Below are 17,096 nucleotides of genomic sequence, written 5' to 3'. Positions count from 1 at the left end.
TGGTTATTTAACCGACAGAACAGAATAAATCTCATCCGTGATCCGGCCTTCCACAGCCTGCATATCGGCCAGATCAAGCTCATCCAGCTTACAGCCCTTCTCCTCGGCGAGCTTCACAATCGCCCCCGTCACATGGTGCGCATCACGAAACGCCATGCCCAGCTCCATCACCAGCCAGTCAGCCAGCGCCGTAGCCGTCGTAAACCCATCCTCGGCAGCTTTGAGCATATTTTCGGTGTTAAACGTAGCGGTTGAGAGCATCCCCTCCATCGCCTCAATACACAGCATGACCGTATCAAAGCTCTCGAACACCGGTGCCTTATCTTCCTGCAAATCCTTGTTATAGGCCAACGGCAGGCCCTTTAAAACGGTCAGCATCTGAATCAAATTCCCGTTCAAACGCCCGGTTTTTCCGCGCACCAGCTCGGCCGCATCAGGATTTTTCTTCTGCGGCATAATGCTACTGCCTGTGCTCCACTGATCCGAAAGCTGGATAAACCCGAATTGCGGCGTCGCCCACAAAATGATTTCCTCAGCCAGCCGCGACAGGTGAATGCCGGTCTGCGCACAGCAAAACAAAAACTCGGTCGCAAAATCCCGCGCGCTTACCGCATCAAGCGTATTGAGCGTCGGTCGGTCAAAACCTAGCTTTTGAGAGGTAAATTCCCGGTCGATAGGGTAGGGCGTTCCAGCCAGAGCCGCCGAGCCCAGCGGGCATTTATTCGCCCGGCTTTGACAATCACGAAACCGAAGCTTGTCGCGGTTGAGCATGCAGGCATAGGCATCCAGATGCAGCCCCAGCGTAATCGGCTGCGCGGCTTGTAAATGCGTAAAGCCCGGCATAATGCTGTTTTTGTGCGTGTCACTTAAATCACCAAGAGTATCTTGAAAAGCCTCAATTTTAGCGACAATGTCGTTAATAGCATCACGAATCCACATTCTGAAATCTGTGGCCACCTGATCATTCCGGCTGCGCGCGGTGTGTAGCTTACCCGCCGCCTCACCAATAAGCTCGCGCAAACGGCTTTCGATATTCATATGAATGTCTTCCAGCTCGCGCTTGAATTCAAATTCCCCGGTCTCAATCTCCCCGGCAATCTGGTCCAGCCCCTTCAAAATTGCCTCACCGTCCTTGGCCGGAATGATCTTCTGCTTCACCAGCATCTCGCAATGCGCCTTCGATCCGGCAATATCCTGCCGCCACAGGCGTACATCCACATCAATGCTCGCATTGATCTGCTCCATAATGTCGGACGGCTTTTCGCTAAACCGCCCCCCCCACATTTTATTGGCTTTATTTTTGCTCATTCTCTTTTTTAAATTCCTGCCTTAACATTTCATATAGGCCGACAATAAAAGTGCATGCGACCATCCAAAACCATATAGAGATCCCTAAAGTATAGAATAAATAAGAAGAGAAATATAAAGGTATAAAAAGCACTGCTGCAACAAAGCCTGTTGGTATGGCCATAATTATCTTCTTAATTAGGTTTTTCATATTTTTTTTAAGTCATCCCCGCCTTGTGCGGGGATCCGGATACCCGCATAAAGCGGGCATGACATGGTTGTGCTAGCTACAAATATCTTCGTATAAATCTTTCCAGTCTGGGTTCATCTCTTCAATGATTTTCATTTTCCATTCTCTGGGCCATTTTTTCAGGCGCTTCTCACGGCGGATGGCTGTCTCAGGATCATCATGAACCTCATAATAAACAAGCGTTTTGATACCGTACTTTTTTGTAAAGCCGTCTGCAACCTCGTTTTTATGTTCCCATATGCGCCTTGGTAAATCCGAGGTTATGCCGACATAAAACGTACTGTTGCGGGCTTTGGACAGAATGTAAACGTAATATTGTTTTGGCATTTACATCTCCGGATGCCCGCACGGAAGCGGGCATGACGGCGCAGAGGTTATGCCGCCGCCTTGCTCGGTTTACTCGCAGGCGTCTCCCCGCGTACCTTGGTGTTATTCCGCAACCGCACGGCATTAATCTTGATAAAGCCTTCAGCGTCTTTCTGGTCATACCCGCCTTCTTCATCCATCGAGGATTGCGCCGGGTCATACAGTGCATTCGGCGATGTACGCGCCACCGGATAGGCGCTGCCCTTGAACAACTGCACCTGCACCGTCCCGTTCACGGTTTCTTGCGCCTTGTCCATCGTCGTCATCAGGAGTTCAAATTCCGGCGAGAACCAAAACCCGTTATAAATCAATTCCGCTACTTTTAGCGACAATGTATCGCGCAGCTTCATTACCTCACGGTCCATGGCCAGCCCTTCAAGGTCGCGGTGCGCATTATGCAGGATCGTTCCGCCCGGCGTCTCATAAATCCCACGTGATTTAATCCCGACAAAGCGGTTTTCAACCATATCCAGACGCCCGATCCCGTGCTTGGCCCCCAATTCATTGAGGAACTGAAACAGCGCCAAAGCGCCCGTAACCGTTTTGCCCTCGGCCTCAACCTTGACTGGCACCCCGGCCTTGAACTCGATCGAAATCAGCTCCGGCTCATCCGGCCAGTCTTTAATCGTCGATGTACGCGAATACACATCCTCGGCGCAGGGCGCATTCGGGTCTTCCAAAATGCCCGCCTCATGAGAAATATGCAGCAGATTATCATCCTCGGAATAGGGCTTCTTGCGCGTCGCGCTCACCGGAATGCCGTACTGGTCACAGTAATTGAGCATATCCTGGCGTCCTTCAAACCGGGTCAGAAACTCGGGCATCTTCCACGGCGCCAGCACTTTAATATCGGGCTTGAGCGCATAATAAGACAGCTCAAAACGCACCTGATCGTTGCCTTTACCGGTCGCGCCGTGACCGACAAACTGCGCGCCTTCTTTTTCGGCAATCTCAATCTGGCGCTTGGCGATGATGGGGCGCGCCACAGAGGTGCCGAGCAAATAGCGCCCCTCGTAAACCGCTTGCGATTTAAACGCCGGGAAGATGTAGTCGGTAACGAATTCTTCCTTGAGGTCCTCGACATAAACCTTCGCCGCGCCGATCTTCAGCGCCTTTTCCCGCGCCGCTTCGAAATCCTCTTCCTGACCGACATCGGCGATATAGGCGATAACCTCATAGCCTTCTTCGATAAACCATTTCAAAATCACCGACGTATCCAGGCCGCCCGAATACGCCAGTACGATTTTACCTTTGCTCACTTGTTACCTTCCTTTTCGTTTTTGAACCACGAATAAACGCGAATAAATACAAAATTAAAAATATATAACTACAGAGCACGCGAGAGAAGGCAAGGCCTCAAAGACTCCGAACTACAATAATTTTATAGAATTTATATCTATCTTCCTAAAAAAACTACTTTTAAAATTTAGACAGACAGAAACACAAGAAAAGCGTGAATCATTCTAGCCGGCAGACAATGTGGGCACAGGCTGATCATTTGATGAACATTCTGGATTTGTTTTATTATCAAGGGATGAGCCCACGTAAATCATGCCCGCCAAGCTTGCCGCAGTAGTAAAATCAAGAACTCTTCTGACGACAAATTTTTTATAGTTGGGGACTTTACCGGCTTCGCCGCAATCATCAACAGGCACTTTCGTGAAGTAATTTTTTGCACTTGTTACGCTACTTGCGGCGATTTCTTGACATCCCTGAAAGAAAGCACTTACCCCTTCTTTATCTCCATCTTGACGATTGGTATCATCTAAATAACGAGTCATTTCCTATCCTCTTTATAGTTGTATTGTTTCGTAAAATATATCTTTTAAAACAAAAAAGCGACACGTCAACATGTTTTACGGAAATATATTATGTTTTAAAAGTAAGCAAGCTGTTTCTCTTGCGCACTCTGCGATCTCTGTAGTTACATTCTATTCGTGTCTATCTGTGTCCATTCGTGATTATCAATCACGCATTCCCGAAATTAAAACTGCTCTGGCTGACGCTCACCCCGGCCTCTTCAAGGCACCAGGCCAGAATGGCTTTTTGCGCATGCAGGCGGTTTTCCGCTTCGTCGTAAATCACATTCGCCGGACTGTCCAGCACGCCTTGGGCCACTTCTTCGTCCTTGTGCACCGGCATGCAGTGCATGAAGATCGCGCTGTCTTGCGCTTTTGCCATCAAGGCCGGGGTGACCTGATAATGGCGGAACTTGTCAATCGCCTTGCCTTCCTGACCCATCGAAACCCATGTGTCAGTGACCAGAACATCGGCATCCCTGGCCGCCGCCTCCGGATCTTCGAAATAGGCCACATAATCGGTGAGATCATCAGGCTTCAGCTCCAGCGGCACCGACAGCGCCAGCTCAAAACCGAAAATCGGCGCGGCCTGCACGAATGTGTTGCTGACATTGTTGCAATCGCCAAACCACGCAATCTTGCGCCCGGCTATGCTGCCCAGCTTTTCTTCGATGGTCAGCATATCGGCCATGATTTGACACGGATGCGTCTTATCCGTCATGCCGTTAATCACCGGAATGGAGCAATGCCCGGCGAAGTCTTTCAGAACATCATCATCGCTCATCCGGATCATGACCCCGTCAACATAGCGCGACACCACATTGGCCGTATCCTTGACGCTTTCGGCCCCCGTGATTTGCATTTCATCCATGCTCATCACCAGCGTATGCCCGCCGAGCTGTTTCATTGCAATTTCAAAGCTCATCCGTGTGCGTGTCGAGCGCTTATCAAAGACCATCGCCAGACTCAGCCCCGTAAAAATCTGCGGCGGATTATATTTCTGCGCTTTGAGCGCATGCGCTTTCTTTAGGATAGATTTCAGTACATCAGGATCAATGTCATCCAAATCCAGAAAATGTCTAACGTCGCCCATATTTTTCCTCTTTTGTATAATTGGCAAAAACCATCTATCTCGGCCATGAAATACACAGATGTTTAAAAGAGCAAGTGCTTTTTGTCCTACAGGCCAAGAGTATCTAGCCGTTGTCCAGCTATAGAGGTCTTCAGGTTGGCTTGAGAATCACCCGCAAAACTGATGGCCTTTCTTAAGCTATCGGTCTCAGGCAACCATCTTTCTGCTATATCAAGAGTGCGCTCGGAAAGCTCATCGCCATAATGTAGAAAAGCAAATAAACAATCTTTGTGATGGCACGAACCTGCTATGATTTGGGCACGCTGCTTGTCAGGACCTGTTTCTTTACCAAAAAAGCCGTTTCGCACAAGGTCAGGAACAATCATATCAGCCCATAAAACAAGATTTTCATGAAAAGTTTGGGGATGCCGCAAAGACATGTAGCGGCCTTCCACAAGCTTGTGTGAAATTCCGTTTTCACCTCGTTGAAGGTTAAAAAAACTGCAAGAGAGGTCGCCCGACATAATGACTTCTCTCTGGTTTGTATGAAAACCTTTTTTGATAGCGCGAACGGCGGTCTCGAAAACCTTTTCATTGCCGTAATATAAAGACTGACCTAAAAATAAATGACCATCTATAGCTTCGCCTTCAGTTTTATACATAGCCGCATCTTTCAGTTGTGTTAAAGGAGGGCAAAGTATAGAAGGGCGCAAGTTATGTCAACAAAAAAGCCAGCTACTCTCCCATCTCGCTCAACGTTTTCTCGATGATTTCCAGCGCTTCTTTCGCTTCGTCCTCGCTCAGGATCAAGGGCGGGGTCAGGCGCAAAGTCTCTTTACCCGCTTGCGTTGTCATCAGCCCGTTACTCTGCAAAGCTCTCATCAGGTTTTTAATATCAAAAACCGTATCCACGCCGATCATCAGCCCCTTGCCGCGAATATCGGTGATTTTATTAGAAGAGCGTTTAATCTCATTAAGGCCATCAAATAAAATGCCGGAGATTTTATTAACATGTTCCATGAAACCGGGCTTAAGCATTTCCTCAAGCACAGTGACCACCACGGCGCACGCCAGCGGGTTCCCGCCATAGGTCGTGCCGTGCATGCCAACCTCAAGAGCATCCCCAAATTTTCTCTTCGCAGCCATCGCACCAACAGGAAAGCCTGATCCCATCCCCTTGGCCCATGTCACGATATCCGGCTCAACGCCAAAGGACTGATAGGCATAGAGCGCACCCAGACGTCCAAAACCGGCCTGCACCTCGTCGAAGATCAGACAGATATTTTTTTCATCACAAAATTGCCGCAGCGCCTTCAAAAATTCGGGGTTGGCCGGTGTTAATCCGCCTTCACCCTGTATAGGCTCAATGATAACAGCGGCCGTTTTATCTGTGGCCAAGGTTTTAACGCTATCAATGTCATTGAAGGTAGCAAAATGCACCCCTGGTAAATACGGTGCAAAAAACGGCTGGGAATTGCGTTTTTCTGTCACGCTGGCGCTACCATAAGTCCGCCCGTGAAAGCTGTTATGAAACGCGATGATCTCGTTGCAGTCTTCGCCTTTTTCATCATAAGCCCATTTGCGGGCACATTTTAATGCCGCTTCAACGCTTTCAGTCCCGCTATTGGAAAAATAAACCAGGTCAAAACAGCTTGTTTCTACCAGCAACTTGGCCGCCTTAAATTTTTCTTTTGTGGTATAGGATGCTTGACACGCCATCATTCGTGCCGCTTGCTCATTGATGGTTTTGAGCATCGCCGGATGCGCGTGTCCTAACGATGCCACCGCAATCCCAGCAGCGCAATCAACATATTTCTTGCCGGAAGTATCAAACGCGTAGCAGCCCTTGCCGTGGTCCATCACCACGGGCTGCGGCGCATAAGTCTTGACCAGATATCGAAATGAATCATCAATGATTTTTTTTGCATCTATGCTCATGATTTTTGGGCCTTTCTATCCTGCTATAAGTTTATGGGCCTGTACTTCATTTTCGTAAGATTGACGTTCGCTGTCTTTAAACAGCATCGTGCCCGGCCCAACAGGCTCATAAATTTCTTTCTTAAGCGCATCTTGGCGTAAACCGCTCAGCAGATGAATGCGCCGCACGCCCGCATCCAGAGCCGCCTTGCAATTTTCCAGCTTAACCTGCATCCCGCCCGTGGCCGTGCCGTCGGCGATATACCCGTCAATCTGCTCTGCGGTAATAATCTCCGCCGTGCGCCCGCCAATTTTCACCCCGTCAACATCGGATAGAAAGATGAGCTTATGCGCCTGCGTGCCAATCGCAATCTCTGTCGCAATCGTATCAGCGTTGATATTGCACGTCACGCCATCGCCTGTTTGCGCCAGACAGGTGCAAGCCACAAAATTGACACTGCGAAACAGCCGGTTTATGGGACGCGCGTAAACATCTTCAACCGCGCCAGCAAAGTCATCGCCTTCGGTCTTGGGTTTGAGGACGACACGCATCCAACTCGGCGGCACACAGTTAAAAGACAGCCCATCAAGCTTGATCTTTGCCATCATCGCTGAAACGCTCAGCGATAAATCCCCGCCCAAAACATGCCGGGCAATCTCCATATTGGCGGCATTGGTTACGCGCTTGCCGCCGATTTTATTAACCTTAACGCCGCACTTTTCAGCCTCTTCATCCATCGCGTGCCCACCGCCGTAAATCAACAGCACCCGAATACCCTGCAGTGTCAAATCACGAATATTCGACAGCAAATTCTCCAATGCGCCTTCGTCTTCGATAATTTTACCGCCAGCCTTAATGACAAAAAAGTTGTCCTTAAATTTGCTTTCATAAAAAGCATTGATAAAAAATTCCGGCATTTTCGTTTTCTTGCTCATAGGACCTCTTACGGGTATAGCGGGGTGAGCGTGTCTAGCCCCGCGGTTTCATCTAAACCAAACATTAAATTCATATTTTGTACCGCGCACCCCGCCGCGCCTTTTACAAGATTATCCAGAGCGCCTTGCACAATTACGCTTTGCCCCACACCCTTTACGAATGACAAATCGCAAAAATTCGATCCTACCACGTTGGCTAGCGCAGGCGTATCTTGTAATCGAACAAACGGCGCCTCGTTATAAGCCTGCTCTGCCAGATCCAAAGGCTCAATATCAGCTTTCAAATGCACAAAGGCGCTCGCAAAAATCCCGCGGCTAAACGGCCCCGATGTTGGCACAAAGTTCAACTGGCTTTCATCGATTTGCGCGCTGCGCGTAATCTCCGGAATATGCCGGTGCTTGTTGATGTTATAACTCTTCATATTGTGGTTGCGCACCGGGTGATGCGTTCCGTCACTTGCGGATTTGCCAGAGCCGCTGGAACCCGTCACCGCCATAATATCGGCGCGCTCAATAAGTCCGGCGAAAGGATATAGCATGAGCTGTGCCAGCAGTGCAAAACACCCCGGATTAGAAACCGTTGAGGCTACTGCAATTTTTTCAGCATTAAATTCCGGCGCACCATAGACCACTTCTTTGAGTAACTCCGGGTGATTGTGTGCCGTATAATATTTCTCATACACCGCCGCGTCATCCAGCCGGTAGTCCGCCGACAGATCAATCACCTTCACGCTGCCATGCAAATCCGCCACAATATCCTGCGCGGTTTTATGGGGCAGGGCGAGGAACACCACATCACTATCCTCCGCCACCTTCATATGATCGGTATTCGTAATAGTTAAATCCAGATGCGCTAAATGAGGATACACTTCGCCAATAGCAACGCGCTGATGCTGACGCGAAGTCAGGTGTACAATCTCCACATTAGGATGCGCCAGCAGCATCCGTAGTTGTTCCAGACCTGTATATCCAGTAATGCCAATGATCGATGCTTTAATCATTTTGTTTCTCCCGTCATTGCGAGGAGCGCAGCGACGCGGCAATCCAGTTTTACACATTCTTCTCTGGATTGCTTCGCTATGCTCGCAATGACGTTGTATCTATAAGGACTAGGCCGCATCCTGGTACTCCACGGCCCAGCGGGCAATCACCAGATCCAGCCATGCATTGTCCGGACTAAACGCGTTATAGGTCATCATATTTTTCCGTTCTTTCAAAATATCTTTCCCAACCTGGTTGTCCGTCACCGGTCCGCTCATCAAATCAATCGGCAAACCGATCTGTTCGCAAAAATCAGCCATCCCAATCGCCCCGACCGGATCACGCGCACAGCCAATATGAAAGCGCACATTTTTCTGAATTTGCGGATCGCGCAAGATGGCTTCAACGCCATATTTCCCCATCAGCCCGTCACCGAATTCAATCATAATTGCATCAGGATTGGATTTTGATAAATGATCAATTGCGCCCTTGGCCACGGCAACCATCTCGGCGTCAGGCATCTGTGCAGTTGATGTAATCCCACAATCAACAAACGACACACCGTTATAAATGCCGTAATCATGCATCTTAAACAAATCGCGCGCCGCCCCGACACCCGTCAGTTTTGCCCCGGCCAGCTTCATACCCATCCGGGTCAGCGTCTTGACAATCTCAATCGCCACCGTTGTCTTTCCGCTATCCATCGAAGTTCCGGTTGTAATGATTAGCGGCACGTTGCTCTTCATGCTCTGCACCGGCTTGTACAAGGCGGCTTGCCCGATATTGAGCAGTTTGCCTTTACGCTCAATTCCGCCCAATACACGGATTCGCAGCGGTTCGCCAACCTCGTGCACATTGGCGCTCGTGCAAACGCCTGCTACGCCGCCAAAATTCAACAGATGAATAATATCGTCAACTTTAAGCTTCTTCGGCAGCCGTCCGACAAAGCCTTTCAACGCCATCCTGTTACCCAGCGCCACGGCAAGTATATCACCTTTCTTAAGTTTGCTCATCCGCCCGGTAGGCAGCTCCAGCTCATTATAAATGCTCTTGTCTTCCAGTACCTGCACCGCCAGTACCGTCCCCATCTCGCATGAGAGTTTATCGGTAAGCTTTTCCTCGTGCTTAAGCGCTAGATTGGTTGTCACGGACGCGATTTTATCAATATTTATTTTTGTCATGTTTTCAATTTCTTATAGGTTACGACACAATGCAACGCTTTAGCCTCTCATTCAAGAGTCCATACCGTTTAAGCGTTCATATTTTACCGAAAAATGTTAAGGCAACAAAAAACGCCCGCTTAAATCGATATGATTAGCGAGGGCGTCGTCGGGTAGTTGTATGTGCAACAGCGTTGTTCATAAACGCTATAAAGCGTAAAAGGTCTGTACTTGTCAATTTTATTTTTCCAACGGCAGTGTTTTTTCAACGATCCGCGCCCAGTATTCAATGGCTAATGGTATAATCTCGTCATTGAAATCATAGCACGGCGTATGCAGCCCCTGGCTATGGTTTGATTCAGGGTCTTCTTCGCCTTGCCCCATCCAGATATAGCAGCCCGGTATATCAAACAGCATCCGCCCAAAATCCTCTCCGCCCAGTGAGGGCGTTACATCCGCATCCACATTATGCTCGCCAAAAATCTCTCTCGCTATATTCGCGCAAAACTCAGTTTCCTGAGGAGTGTTGATGGTCGGATCAAGAACTTCCAGAAATTCATATTCAATATCTCCGCCCATGGCCTTGGCAATTCCGCGCGCGGTCTCACAGATTTTAATCTTAAGAGCCTGACGTAAAGACTCGTCATAGGTGCGCAAAGTTCCGGTCAGCCTGGCTTCATTGGGGATGATGTTATGCGCGCCGGTTCCGGCATTAAAATACGTGATTGACAGCACGACCGGCTCGGTCGGAGGTCTATAACGACTGACCAGTGTTTGCAACGTCGTGATGATGTGAGATCCTGTTACAATTGGATCAACCACCTTGTGCGGCATAGCGGCATGCCCGCCTTTACCCTTAACCACGATATGCAGAATATCCACACTGGCCATGACCGGGCCTGGCCGCGTCGCCACCGTACCTTTAGGAAGCTGCGGCCAGTTATGCAGACCGTAAATGGAATCGCAAGGAAAGCGCTTAAACAACCCTTCTTCAATCATACGATGTGCTCCGCGTCCACCTTCCTCGGCCGGTTGAAAAATCAGATGTACCCTGCCGTCAAAATTCCGGTTTTCGGACAGATATTTTGCCGCACCTAGCAAACAGGCCGTATGCCCGTCATGTCCGCACGCATGCATCTTGCCCGGATTTTTTGATCTGTGCGGCTTGTTATCAGCCTCTTCAATATCCAGTGCATCCATATCGGCGCGCAGGCCAATCGCTTTGCCGGAAGTATTCCGTTCGCCCTCAATCGTTGCAACAATCCCTGTCACAGCAATTCCGCGTTCAAAAGGAATTCCCCACTCTGTCAGCTTCTCAGTCACGAGGCCTGAAGCAAAGGTTTCCTCATACGCCGTTTGCGGATTTTCGTGCAGTGCCTGCCGATACTCTGCGATCTCGTCTTTTAAAGTCTGAATAGAATTACGAATAGAAGCGCTCATAAAGACTTAACTAATCTGATGTGGGGCAAAGTTCAAGCAGGCTTTTAATTATAAAGAAAAACGCTAGGTCAGAATTGGAGATGCCGCATTTTCAGCCATATTTAAACTAGCTTCAGATGATTCTTCAGCGTCAGAGGGGGCTGTGGCTGTTTCAGAAGGGGAGGGAGCAACGCTAAGGCGTTGGTTTTTTTCTAGTATCGCGAGAATTTGTTGTTTTTTAAAATACTCAGCCAAGGGGTTCACGATGCGCTCCAAATAAACTTAAATACATTAGGGTCACCTGATATGTACATACATTAGTGATGTAATGCAACGATTTTATAGCGTTTATGTTGTAAAAAATTACAGTGTTGTCTTCCGCGGGTCAAACGCATCACGCACCGCTTCACCGATAAAAGTCAGCAGTGTAAGCATTAAAGAGAGGGAAACGAAGGCTGTGATTCCCAGCCATGGGGCCTGAAGGTTCGTTTTTCCTTGCCGGAGCACTTCCCCTAAAGAGGGCGAACCGGGCGGCATGCCTAGGCCTAAAAAATCAAGCGCTGTAAGGGCTGTAATCGCTCCAGTCAGGATAAAAGGCATAAAGGTTATGGTTGAAACCATTGCGTTGGGCAGCACATGGCGCCACATAATCACCGGGTTGGACACGCCCAGCGCCCGGGCCGCGCGCACATAATCAAAATTCCGCGCCCGCAGGAATTCTGCACGGACTAGATCCACTAATGAAATCCAGGAGAAAAGCAACAGGATCCAAAGAAGAACCCAGAATCCAGGAACAAATATGGATGAAAAAATAATAAGAATGTAAAGTTGCGGCATGCTGCTCCAGACTTCAATGACGCGCTGCATAATAAGGTCAATCTTGCCGCCATAATATCCTTGGATAGCGCCTACAGCGATTCCGATAATGGAACTGATAAGCGTTAGAATCAGGCCAAATGTTGAGGAATTACGAAACCCGTATAAAACCCGCGCCGCCACGTCGCGCCCTTGGTCATCGGTGCCGAAAATATTCTCTCCGGTTGGCGGGGAGGGGGCCGGTTGGGGCAAATTATAATTAATCGTGTCGTACGAATAACGGATCGGCGGCCAGACCATCCAGCCTTTGGCTTCAATCAATTCCATGACAAACGGATCTCGATATTCCGTTTCCGTCTCAAAATCTCCGCCAAAGGTGGTTTCCGGATAATGTTGAAAGGTTGGAAAATAATACCCACCGTCATAACGGATCAGGATCGGCTTGTCATTGGCGATAAACTCCGCCCCCAGACCAATCACCAAAAGCGACAGAAAAATCCAAAAGCTCCAAAAGCCACGCTTATTGGCTTTGAATTGTGACAGGCGACGCTGTGTGATAGGGGAGAAGGTCATTCTTTTTCCCCCGTCATTGCGAGGAGGCCTGCGAGGCCGACGCGGCAATCCAGACTGGATTGCTTCGCTGCGCTCGCAATGACGATATAAAAACTCTGTGCCTCTGTGTCTCTGTGGTTTAAATTCATCACGCCGCCTTCGCTTCAAAATCGATGCGCGGGTCGACCATCACATAGACAATATCGCGGATCAGATGCATGACCAGCGAAATCAGCGCAAAGATATAAAGAGTGCCCAAAACGACCGGATAATCACGGTTAATCACACTCTCATAGCCCAGCAGGCCCAAACCATCCAGTGAGAAAATCACCTCAATCAGCAACGCCCCGGTAAAGAAAATCGACACAAACGCCGCCGGAAACCCGGCAATCACAATAATCATCGCATTACGAAACACATGCCCGTACAGCACCTGCTTTTCACTCAAGCCTTTAGCCCGCGCGGTCAGCACATATTGCTTGTTAATCTCATCCAAAAAGGAATTTTTCGTCAGCAGCGTCAGCGACGCAAAACCCGAAATAACCATCGCGGCAATCGGCAATACCATATGCCACATATAATCCAGCGCCAGCTCGATAAAGCTCATTTCCTCCCAGCCGTCGGACACCAGACCGCGCAAGGGGAAAAGGTCGAAATACCGCCCTCCGGCAAACACCACGATCAACAAAATCGCAAACATGAAGGACGGAATCGCATAACCGATAAACACCGCTGCGCTGGTCCAGATATCAAACGGCGTCCCATCCCGCACCGCCTTCTTAATCCCCAGCGGAATCGAAATCAGATAAATAATCAGCGTACTCCACAGCCCCAGCGAAATCGACACCGGCATCTTTTCCAGCACCAGATCTAAAACGCCAATATCCCGGTAATAGCTCGTCCCCAGATCAAAACGCGCATAATTCTTGAGCATAATCCAGAACCGCTCATACGCTGGCTTGTCAAAACCATATAAAGCTTCCAATTCGGCGATAAATTCCGGGTCCAGTCCCTGCGCTCCGCGATATTTGCTGCCTTGACCCGTCGCCGTTTGGCTCATCGCACCCACAGCATCGCCACCGCCTGAGCTGCCGCCAAAACGCGCCGTGGCTTCCATGTCATGGCCCTGCAACTGCGCGATCATTTTCTCCACCGGCCCGCCGGGCACGAACTGGATAATCACGAACGAAATCAGCAGTATCCCGAACAATGTCGGGAGCATCAATAACAAGCGTTTAAAGATATACGTAGCCATGCTTAAGGTTTAACATTCCAGTCCAGCACACGCCAGAGTCCATCTTCATGTTTCAACAGCCCCAAGGCGCCTGTGGCGAGCTTAATGCTATGTCCGGCCGCAAAGCCCTCAAAATCCCCTGTAATATGCGGGGCGAAGCGCGCAATGCCGTTCGAGGTCACAACCAACACTGTTTCATCGTCATCATGCGCGGCAATCTGATCGGCAAAATTATGCCAGTTCTGGATAATTGCATCAGGATCAACCTTCCACCCGTCGGGCACAAGGCCATGCTCATCCCAATCCGAAAGGGCCTGTTTGCCAATCCGCGCGATCACATCGGCCTCGACCTTATTCTCATCCGGCCCGTAATCAATTTCATCAAAAATACCAAGCTGATAAACCGGATTGCTTACACCTGATTCTTGAATAGAAATTTCCGCCGTTTCAATCGTACGTTTTAAATGTGAAGCATAAACAACATCCGGGATCATCTTGTTTTCTTTGAGGTAATGTCCAATCGCTTTAGCTTGCGCGCGCCCCTTTTCGACCAGCGGCAAATCGGTATGCCGCCCCACCCGTGTCGGCGTATCCCTAGGGCCGAACGTGTTTCCATGGCGAGCGATGATCAGCGTGGTCATGACAAGGCCTTCAACATCTCTTCTGCCCGTGCCAAATCTTCCGGCGTGTCGATTCCCGATTGAATTTGGCCTTGATCAATATCAACGGGCACAGCCGTGACCTCAATTTCGTTTTCCAGCATTCTGAGTTGCTCCAGCCCCTCAAGCTGTTCGTAATATCCTTGAGGCAAGGCGCAGAACCGCTCAAGAATATCAACACGAAACCCATACAGCCCCATATGCTGATAGACGGGAGAGAGCAAAGCGCTGCGGTCTTCTTTGCGGATCGCCGGGATAATGTTTTTTGAAAACCACAAAGCCCGCCCGTCTTTGACAATTGCAGTTGTACCGCTAAACGGCGTTGTTTTTTTTGCTTCGCGCAGACGATCAAAATCATCCCAACTCAGGCGGTGCACAGGCGTCACCACTTCCGGGTTGTTTTCAAAAGCTTTAATCAGGGCTTGCAAAACACTTAGCGGTGTAAACGGCGCGTCGCCCTGAAGATTAACCACAAAATCGGGCATTTCATCGCATTGCCTTAGCGCAGCCAAAACCCGATCCGACCCGGTTGGACAATCATCGGGTGTCATCACGCACTCCACGCCCAACGCGGTCGCATGATCGGCAATACGCCGATCTTCCGTAGTTACAAATACATCCGCATTTTCAATGCTGCGCGCTAAATCCACGACGCGCGAAAGCATACTCTGTCCGCCGATCTGCGCCAAGGGTTTGCCCGGAAACCGTGTTGAGCCGTAGCGCGCAGGAATAACAATCGCTGTTTTCATCTACTGCGCACCTTTCCGCTTTGCCCACCATGTGTCAGAAATGAGCGGGCTAATGTCTGACAGTGGATCGGGGCGCTCGATATGTGTCCAGCGCGCAATCCGCCATTTCGGATAATGCCACATCGGAATCACATAATGATTCCACAGCAAAATTCTGTCCATTGCCCGGACATGCGCCACCAGATCCTCGCGGCTGGAAGTCTGGATCAGCTCTTCAATCAACTGATCAATCACCGGGTCCTGAATGCCGATATAATTGCGCGAACCTTCAATCGCCGCCTTTTCGCTGCCCCAGAAATCACGTTGCTCGTTGCCCGGCGAGCTTGATTGCCCAAACCCGCTGATAGTCATATCAAAATCAAATGCATTCATCCGGTTTTGATATTGTGCACTGTCCACCACGCGGAAATTCGCCTTCACGCCAATCCGCTCCAGATTTTTGATAAACGGTAATACCCAGCGCTCAAACATCGGGTTTGCGTCTAGAATTTCAAACTCGAGCTTGGCGCCGTCTTTTGCAAGCACACCGTCGGTTTCTAAAACCCATCCGGCTTCATTAAGGAGCCCTGTGGCTTTACGCAGATTCGCGCGCGCATTGCCTGACCCGTCGCTCACAGGAGGTGCATAGGTTTTTGTAAACACCTCATCCGGTATTTTCCCGCGAAAGCGCTCCAGCAATTCCAGCTCTTTCCCTTCCGGTAATCCCGAAGAAGCCAGTTCCGAATTCTCAAAATAGCTATCCGTGCGCGTATAGGTGCCGTAAGCAAATTGCTTGTTCGACCACTCAAAATCAAACGCGTAAGACAAAGCTTCGCGCACGGCTCTGTCTTTGAACACATCGCGGCGGATATTATAGATAAACCCCTGCATCCCGGCAGGGCGCGCATTGTCTATCTCTTCCTTCACAATCCGCCCGTCTTTCACAGGCTGTGCATCATAGGCCGTATTCCACAACTTGGCGGTATTTTCGATCTGCACATCAAACTCGCCTGCAAAAAAGGCTTCCAGTGCGACATTACTGTCACGGTAATAATCATATTCAATCCGGTCGAAATTATAGAAACCTTTAAACAAGGGTAAATCCTTGCCCCACCAATCATCGCGGCGGAGATATTCAATCTTTCGTCCGGCTTCAACCGTGCCGATTTTATATGGCCCGCTGCCTAAAGGCGCCTCCAGCGAAGTTTGATTAAACGCGCGTCCATCTGTCATCCAGTAATGCTTCGGCAAAATGGCCATTTCCGCAACGATCAGAGGCAACTCGGCATTGCCTGCGACCTTAAAGGTAAATTTCACCCGCCGCTCATTCATCGCCTCAACCATTTCAACATCACCGTAATAGGCTTTGAAAAACGGCTGGCCTTCACTGGTGAGCGTCTCAAACGTCCATACGACATCCTCAGCCGTAATCGGCTCACCATCGGCCCACTTGGCTTCCGGGCGCAAATTAAACGCCACCCAGCCCTTATCCTCAGGCATCTCAATGCTTTCGGCCAGAACGCCATACAGCGTGAAGGGCTCATCCCACGCATTTTGCATCAGGCTTTCATAAACAAGACCTGAGCGCAAAAAATTCAGCCCCGCTGCTGGCGTACCTTTTACAATAAACGGATTAAGAGAATCAAAACTGCCTATCGCGTTAAGCTTGAGCGTCCCGCCTTTAGGCGCATCCGGATTCACGTAATCCACATGCGTAAAATCGGCGGCGTATTTCGGCATGCCGTGCAGCGCAATAGCATGTACCGGGGCAGGCGCGGGTGCATTCTGCATCGGCGTTTCCGCCCGAGAAGGAAAACTCACAAACAGCAACGCAAAAACAGACAGTAAAAATCTCATCTCAAATCCTTTAATATTTTCCTGAAGTGAAAACACACTAACGTAAATTTATTCTCGCACAAG

Annotated in this window: 17 protein-coding genes; all 17 read right to left on the bottom strand. The window is 49.5% G+C overall.

Translation table 11 applies throughout. The features are described 5' to 3' along the window. Positions 1–3 precede the first annotated feature (3 nt). Entirely contained in the window at positions 4–1,284 is a 1,281-nt protein-coding gene (argH, locus tag H6859_05945) for an argininosuccinate lyase (GenBank protein ID USO06713.1), read from the bottom strand. Positions 1,285–1,294: 10 nt separating this feature from the next. Next, positions 1,295–1,471, bottom strand: coding sequence for a hypothetical protein (locus H6859_05940; GenBank protein USO04709.1), 177 nt, complete (start codon positions 1,469–1,471; stop codon positions 1,295–1,297). A gap of 99 nt (positions 1,472–1,570) precedes the next feature. Further along, positions 1,571–1,864 (bottom strand): GIY-YIG nuclease family protein, encoded by a 294-nt coding sequence (locus H6859_05935; GenBank protein USO04708.1) that lies wholly within the window; start codon positions 1,862–1,864, stop codon positions 1,571–1,573. 47 nt (positions 1,865–1,911) lie between these two features. Continuing rightward, on the bottom strand, positions 1,912–3,162 hold the full coding sequence (locus H6859_05930; protein USO04707.1) for an argininosuccinate synthase: 1,251 nt from the start codon (positions 3,160–3,162) through the stop codon (positions 1,912–1,914). A gap of 204 nt (positions 3,163–3,366) precedes the next feature. Then, positions 3,367–3,684, bottom strand: a complete 318-nt coding sequence (locus tag H6859_05925) for a hypothetical protein (GenBank protein USO04706.1) — start codon at positions 3,682–3,684, stop codon at positions 3,367–3,369. Between the two features lie 187 nt (positions 3,685–3,871). Beyond that, the gene (gene argF, locus H6859_05920) at positions 3,872–4,795 is read right to left on the bottom strand and encodes an ornithine carbamoyltransferase (protein ID USO04705.1); all 924 of its coding nucleotides are present in this window, start codon (positions 4,793–4,795) and stop codon (positions 3,872–3,874) included. 86 nt (positions 4,796–4,881) lie between these two features. Continuing rightward, on the bottom strand, positions 4,882–5,436 hold the full coding sequence (locus H6859_05915) for a hypothetical protein (GenBank protein USO04704.1): 555 nt from the start codon (positions 5,434–5,436) through the stop codon (positions 4,882–4,884). 73 nt (positions 5,437–5,509) lie between these two features. Then, positions 5,510–6,712 carry an acetylornithine/succinylornithine family transaminase gene (locus H6859_05910; GenBank protein USO04703.1) on the bottom strand — a complete coding sequence of 401 codons (1,203 nt, stop codon included), beginning with the start codon at positions 6,710–6,712 and terminating at the stop codon, positions 5,510–5,512. A gap of 15 nt (positions 6,713–6,727) precedes the next feature. Continuing rightward, positions 6,728–7,627 carry a hypothetical protein gene (locus H6859_05905; protein ID USO04702.1) on the bottom strand — a complete coding sequence of 300 codons (900 nt, stop codon included), beginning with the start codon at positions 7,625–7,627 and terminating at the stop codon, positions 6,728–6,730. Between the two features lie 8 nt (positions 7,628–7,635). Then, a complete protein-coding gene (gene argC, locus H6859_05900) occupies positions 7,636–8,628 on the bottom strand; it encodes an N-acetyl-gamma-glutamyl-phosphate reductase (protein ID USO04701.1) in 993 nt (330 codons plus the stop codon). Positions 8,629–8,736: 108 nt separating this feature from the next. After that, positions 8,737–9,789, bottom strand: a complete 1,053-nt coding sequence (locus H6859_05895) for a hypothetical protein (protein ID USO04700.1) — start codon at positions 9,787–9,789, stop codon at positions 8,737–8,739. A 219-nt stretch (positions 9,790–10,008) separates the two neighbouring features. Then, entirely contained in the window at positions 10,009–11,208 is a 1,200-nt protein-coding gene (locus H6859_05890) for an amidohydrolase (GenBank protein USO04699.1), read from the bottom strand. A gap of 342 nt (positions 11,209–11,550) precedes the next feature. Continuing rightward, the gene (locus H6859_05885) at positions 11,551–12,576 is read right to left on the bottom strand and encodes an ABC transporter permease (protein ID USO04698.1); all 1,026 of its coding nucleotides are present in this window, start codon (positions 12,574–12,576) and stop codon (positions 11,551–11,553) included. A 127-nt stretch (positions 12,577–12,703) separates the two neighbouring features. Continuing rightward, a complete protein-coding gene (locus H6859_05880) occupies positions 12,704–13,810 on the bottom strand; it encodes a microcin C ABC transporter permease YejB (GenBank protein USO04697.1) in 1,107 nt (368 codons plus the stop codon). A gap of 2 nt (positions 13,811–13,812) precedes the next feature. Next, the gene (locus H6859_05875) at positions 13,813–14,430 is read right to left on the bottom strand and encodes a histidine phosphatase family protein (GenBank protein ID USO04696.1); all 618 of its coding nucleotides are present in this window, start codon (positions 14,428–14,430) and stop codon (positions 13,813–13,815) included. Continuing rightward, a complete protein-coding gene (locus H6859_05870) occupies positions 14,427–15,197 on the bottom strand; it encodes a 3-deoxy-manno-octulosonate cytidylyltransferase (GenBank protein USO04695.1) in 771 nt (256 codons plus the stop codon). Before H6859_05870 ends, H6859_05875 begins: the two co-directional genes overlap by 4 nt. Then, positions 15,198–17,033 (bottom strand): ABC transporter substrate-binding protein, encoded by a 1,836-nt coding sequence (locus tag H6859_05865; GenBank protein ID USO04694.1) that lies wholly within the window; start codon positions 17,031–17,033, stop codon positions 15,198–15,200. Between the last annotated feature and the right edge of the window lie 63 nt (positions 17,034–17,096).

The organism is Rhodospirillales bacterium, assembly GCA_023898785.1.
GTDB lineage: Bacteria > Pseudomonadota > Alphaproteobacteria > Micavibrionales > Micavibrionaceae > TMED27.
Note: the sequence above shows the minus strand (reverse complement) of the source record. Positions and strands in the feature narration are given on the sequence as shown.

Excerpts from the sequence above, each read along its gene's own strand:
- argH (USO06713.1), bottom strand. The coding sequence starts at position 1,284 with ATGTGGGGGGGGCGGTTTAGCGAAAAGCCGTCCGACATTATGGAGCAG.
- H6859_05940 (USO04709.1), bottom strand. The coding sequence starts at position 1,471 with ATGGCCATACCAACAGGCTTTGTTGCAGCAGTGCTTTTTATACCTTTA.
- H6859_05935 (USO04708.1), bottom strand. The coding sequence starts at position 1,864 with ATGCCAAAACAATATTACGTTTACATTCTGTCCAAAGCCCGCAACAGT.
- H6859_05925 (USO04706.1), bottom strand. The coding sequence starts at position 3,684 with ATGACTCGTTATTTAGATGATACCAATCGTCAAGATGGAGATAAAGAA.
- argF (USO04705.1), bottom strand. The coding sequence starts at position 4,795 with ATGGGCGACGTTAGACATTTTCTGGATTTGGATGACATTGATCCTGAT.
- H6859_05915 (USO04704.1), bottom strand. The coding sequence starts at position 5,436 with ATGTATAAAACTGAAGGCGAAGCTATAGATGGTCATTTATTTTTAGGT.
- H6859_05910 (USO04703.1), bottom strand. The coding sequence starts at position 6,712 with ATGAGCATAGATGCAAAAAAAATCATTGATGATTCATTTCGATATCTG.
- H6859_05905 (USO04702.1), bottom strand. The coding sequence starts at position 7,627 with ATGAGCAAGAAAACGAAAATGCCGGAATTTTTTATCAATGCTTTTTAT.
- argC (USO04701.1), bottom strand. The coding sequence starts at position 8,628 with ATGATTAAAGCATCGATCATTGGCATTACTGGATATACAGGTCTGGAA.
- H6859_05895 (USO04700.1), bottom strand. The coding sequence starts at position 9,789 with ATGACAAAAATAAATATTGATAAAATCGCGTCCGTGACAACCAATCTA.
- H6859_05890 (USO04699.1), bottom strand. The coding sequence starts at position 11,208 with ATGAGCGCTTCTATTCGTAATTCTATTCAGACTTTAAAAGACGAGATC.
- H6859_05885 (USO04698.1), bottom strand. The coding sequence starts at position 12,576 with ATGACCTTCTCCCCTATCACACAGCGTCGCCTGTCACAATTCAAAGCC.
- H6859_05880 (USO04697.1), bottom strand. The coding sequence starts at position 13,810 with ATGGCTACGTATATCTTTAAACGCTTGTTATTGATGCTCCCGACATTG.
- H6859_05875 (USO04696.1), bottom strand. The coding sequence starts at position 14,430 with ATGACCACGCTGATCATCGCTCGCCATGGAAACACGTTCGGCCCTAGG.
- H6859_05870 (USO04695.1), bottom strand. The coding sequence starts at position 15,197 with ATGAAAACAGCGATTGTTATTCCTGCGCGCTACGGCTCAACACGGTTT.
- H6859_05865 (USO04694.1), bottom strand. The coding sequence starts at position 17,033 with ATGAGATTTTTACTGTCTGTTTTTGCGTTGCTGTTTGTGAGTTTTCCT.